Source organism: Nitrosospira multiformis, assembly GCF_003050865.1.
GTDB classification, from domain to species: domain Bacteria; phylum Pseudomonadota; class Gammaproteobacteria; order Burkholderiales; family Nitrosomonadaceae; genus Nitrosospira; species Nitrosospira multiformis_E.
Map to the genome: position 1 here is coordinate 1 of NZ_QAOK01000066.1, position 3019 is coordinate 3019.

Below are 3019 nucleotides of genomic sequence, written 5' to 3' on the forward strand. Positions count from 1 at the left end.
GCGCGCTCACGTACCTCGGGGGAAAACTTGTTCTGTTTCTTCATAGCTCCATTCTCTCAGATGTTGGAGCCTCTACAAAACCCGGGGCGGTTCACAATCAATATTTTGCATCCAAGATTTGAGTTGTAGTAATCGGAGAATCCTGACTAGAGCAAAGTATAGAGAGTCTTGAAGCATAATATGTTTGCTGATAATTCGCCAAGCTCGTGTATCTCGTGTATCAACAAGCCCGTGTCTCAGTTTGGGTTTTGCGCAGCGCAAAACCTCCTCTCCCCGTTTGCGCTTGTCACAGGCCCCGCCAGCGCTAGAGCTTTCCTGTCATAGCCTGTGATCCGCAAAGCTTTGCGGCTGGCATGCGGAGCAGGCACTATCAGGCTTGCGCTGGTTGCCGGATAATTTCAAGGCGGCTAAACCACAGGATGAGCAGGAATCCTGATCGTCTCGCCCCCCTTCAAAGGGGGCGGCAATCGAAGAAAGGCTTATCTTTGATGGAATTCTTGGCAGATAAAGATCGAAGCTTATTTTTTGCAGTATGCAAGAGAGAAACCAGACAGGGTTCATCTTTGGGGAGTTAGCAATCTCCCCAGTCTAATGTAGAACACATTAAAGTAGAAAAAATCAGGGCAAGCTGCCGGAGGGGGCTTGAGAAGGAGAGGAAATGGGTCTCTCCCAGAGAGCTGAGTGAGTGGGCAGATTTGTAATGTACGCCACAGTCTCGATTAATACTTGAAGTGAGACGGGTTTGGAAAGATGCGCCTGGAAACCGGCATTGAGAGCTCTTTCCCGATCCTCGGATCGGCTGAAAGCGGTAAGGGCCAAGGCTGGAGTGTCTTTCCCTTTATGGGCGGGCAGGTTCCGCACGGCCTGAATGAACTGGTAGCCGTCCATGTGGGGCATGCTGATATCGCTTATGATGATGTCGGGTGTTCGCATCCGCACCTGTTCCAGCGCTTCAACAGCAGTAAGAGAGGTAATTACTTCAGCACCGTGCAACTCCAGCATCAGCCTGGTGATAACCAGTATATCTTCCTCATCGTCTACGACCAATACCTTGTCCCCGGAAAGGGATGAGTTTATGTTATCCATCGCAATGGAGACAGAGCTGTTATTGATTAAAATTTTATTAACACTTCCTTAGCCTGCTCTGTTCGCTCGGTTACATAAACAGCTTAAAGCGGTTGAAAGTAGAAGAAGAGTCAAGCCTTAAAGACTGGGTCAATAAACAAAAACCCCTGAAGCGGGTTTGAGAAGGGGAATGCCGGAAAACTGATTTAAAGTGTGTTTACCGCATCTATGCTGTTTTGCCTTACCTTCTCACATGTCTTCACCTCATCAAATACCTGGTCAAATTCCTTTTTGATTTTTTTATAGCACTCGCAAGTCTCCTTCTGAAGACCAGCCTGATCAATAACCATGATGTGGCCACGACGGTAGCAAATCGTTCCAGCTTCCTGCAGCTTTCTTGCAATTGCTGTAACGCTCTCGCGTCGAACGCCCAGGATGCTGGCGATTGATTCCTGGGTCAGGATAAGGTCCTGGGGACCAAGCCGGTCCAGCATTGACAGCAACCAGCGGCATAGCCGTTGGTGGGCTGTATGATACCTGCTGCATGCCACATTGTGGACGGCTTCCGCGATAAGCGCGTGACTGTAGCGCAACAACAAGCGTTGTAGCAGTCTTCCCTGATTGAATTCCTGGAGCAAAAATGCGGCTTTCAGTCTGTAGCCGTAACCAGCGCTTTGCACGATGGTCCAGCTCTGGGTATCTTCGCCTCCCATGAACAGCGAGACGCCGAGCATGCCTTCTCTCCCTACGCTTGTGAGCTCCGACGATGTGCCATTTTCCAGGAGGCAATGGATGGAAATGACGGAAGAAGTGGGAAAGTAGGCATAAGGAAGCGGCTCGCCCGGTTTGCAGAGAGCATCAGCCAGCGGCAGGTGAACCAGTTCGAGATGCGGTGCCAGATCGGCAAGTTCAATTGGCGGCAAAGCAGCCAGGAGGCGGTTTTGGGTGGGATGGTGCGGGTGGAAAGTGGACATTTGTATGGGAAAGCAGGCGTGCGGCTTGAGCAAAAAAGATAGCAGGTGCTCTTAAGTGTTATTTCACCCACACCTAACCTACGGTTTCCTTGCCTATTTCATATAGAAACCCCTGCCACCCATCGTGCAGGCAGGTTTATCTCTATTGAATACCGCTAAATATCGAGCCTTCTCCTTCCGGAATTGTGTGTTGGAAAGGGAGTTGACCTCTATCTGTTCAATAGGCGATCAATGGTCTTCTCCTTGTTCTAGCCGATCTATTCATTGGATCTTCTGAAAGATAGGCCAGGGATAACTTTACCCAGGCGCATTCTAAGCATTGGGCGGGAAGGAATTAACTGTACTTTGGTACATGTTTTTCTATGGTGTGCCTGGTGCAAGGTGTGAAGGGGTTCCTCCTCTTGCAATCAAATAGAGATTTCCAAGTTTGCAAAAAATCTTTAAGCCTCGATGGTTTTCTTCGAGCGGCTGACTCCCAGCATGGTGCGGTGTTTGCTTCACCATCGAGGCTTGGGATGAAGCATTGTCAATATCCTCCAGGGAAGAAGGAAAATGAGAAAAAGAATGATCGGCAGTGGCACGGATGCCCGTAGGCTTGGCGGTCGTGCTGCAGCAGCGTAGTAGAGGGAAATACGGATATACCGGCAGGCGCAACGACGATCAATTGCAGCAGCGGATTAGGGAATTCGTGCTCAGCTTCCTACAGCAAACCCTGCGCTTACCTTTGCTTATGAACGCCTCATTTGGAAATTTCGGCGGTAGCTGCCTGCTGACTTAACTGGGAAACAAAAGTAGACAGCGGCTACGATTTTTCTGAAAAGGTGAAGAGCAGGAAACAGGCTGATGGAGATTGGGTTCGGGCCACCCCTCCCGGAGGAGGGGTGACTCTAAGTTAGATCAGTTCAAGTGTTTTGTTTATCATTCCTGCGTTTCGCCATAACACCCATCAGGCCGAGCCCTGCAAGCAGCAGGGCATAGGT

3 protein-coding genes are annotated in these 3019 nt (G+C 49.9%); all 3 read right to left on the bottom strand.

All coding sequences use genetic code 11. From position 1 onward, the window contains the following. Positions 1-618 precede the first annotated feature (618 nt). Positions 619-1086: a response regulator gene (locus tag C8R21_RS15370; protein WP_107763473.1), complete on the bottom strand. Its 468-nt coding sequence runs from the start codon at positions 1084-1086 to the stop codon at positions 619-621. Between the two features lie 185 nt (positions 1087-1271). Then, a complete protein-coding gene (locus C8R21_RS15375; protein WP_107763475.1) occupies positions 1272-2039 on the bottom strand; it encodes a Crp/Fnr family transcriptional regulator in 768 nt (255 codons plus the stop codon). Positions 2040-2941: 902 nt separating this feature from the next. After that, the coding region (locus C8R21_RS16775; protein WP_375135993.1) for a PEP-CTERM sorting domain-containing protein at positions 2942-3019 on the bottom strand (78 nt) is incomplete at its 5' end.

Excerpts from the sequence above, each read along its gene's own strand:
- C8R21_RS15370 (WP_107763473.1), bottom strand. The coding sequence starts at position 1,086 with ATGGATAACATAAACTCATCCCTTTCCGGGGACAAGGTATTGGTCGTA.
- C8R21_RS15375 (WP_107763475.1), bottom strand. The coding sequence starts at position 2,039 with ATGTCCACTTTCCACCCGCACCATCCCACCCAAAACCGCCTCCTGGCT.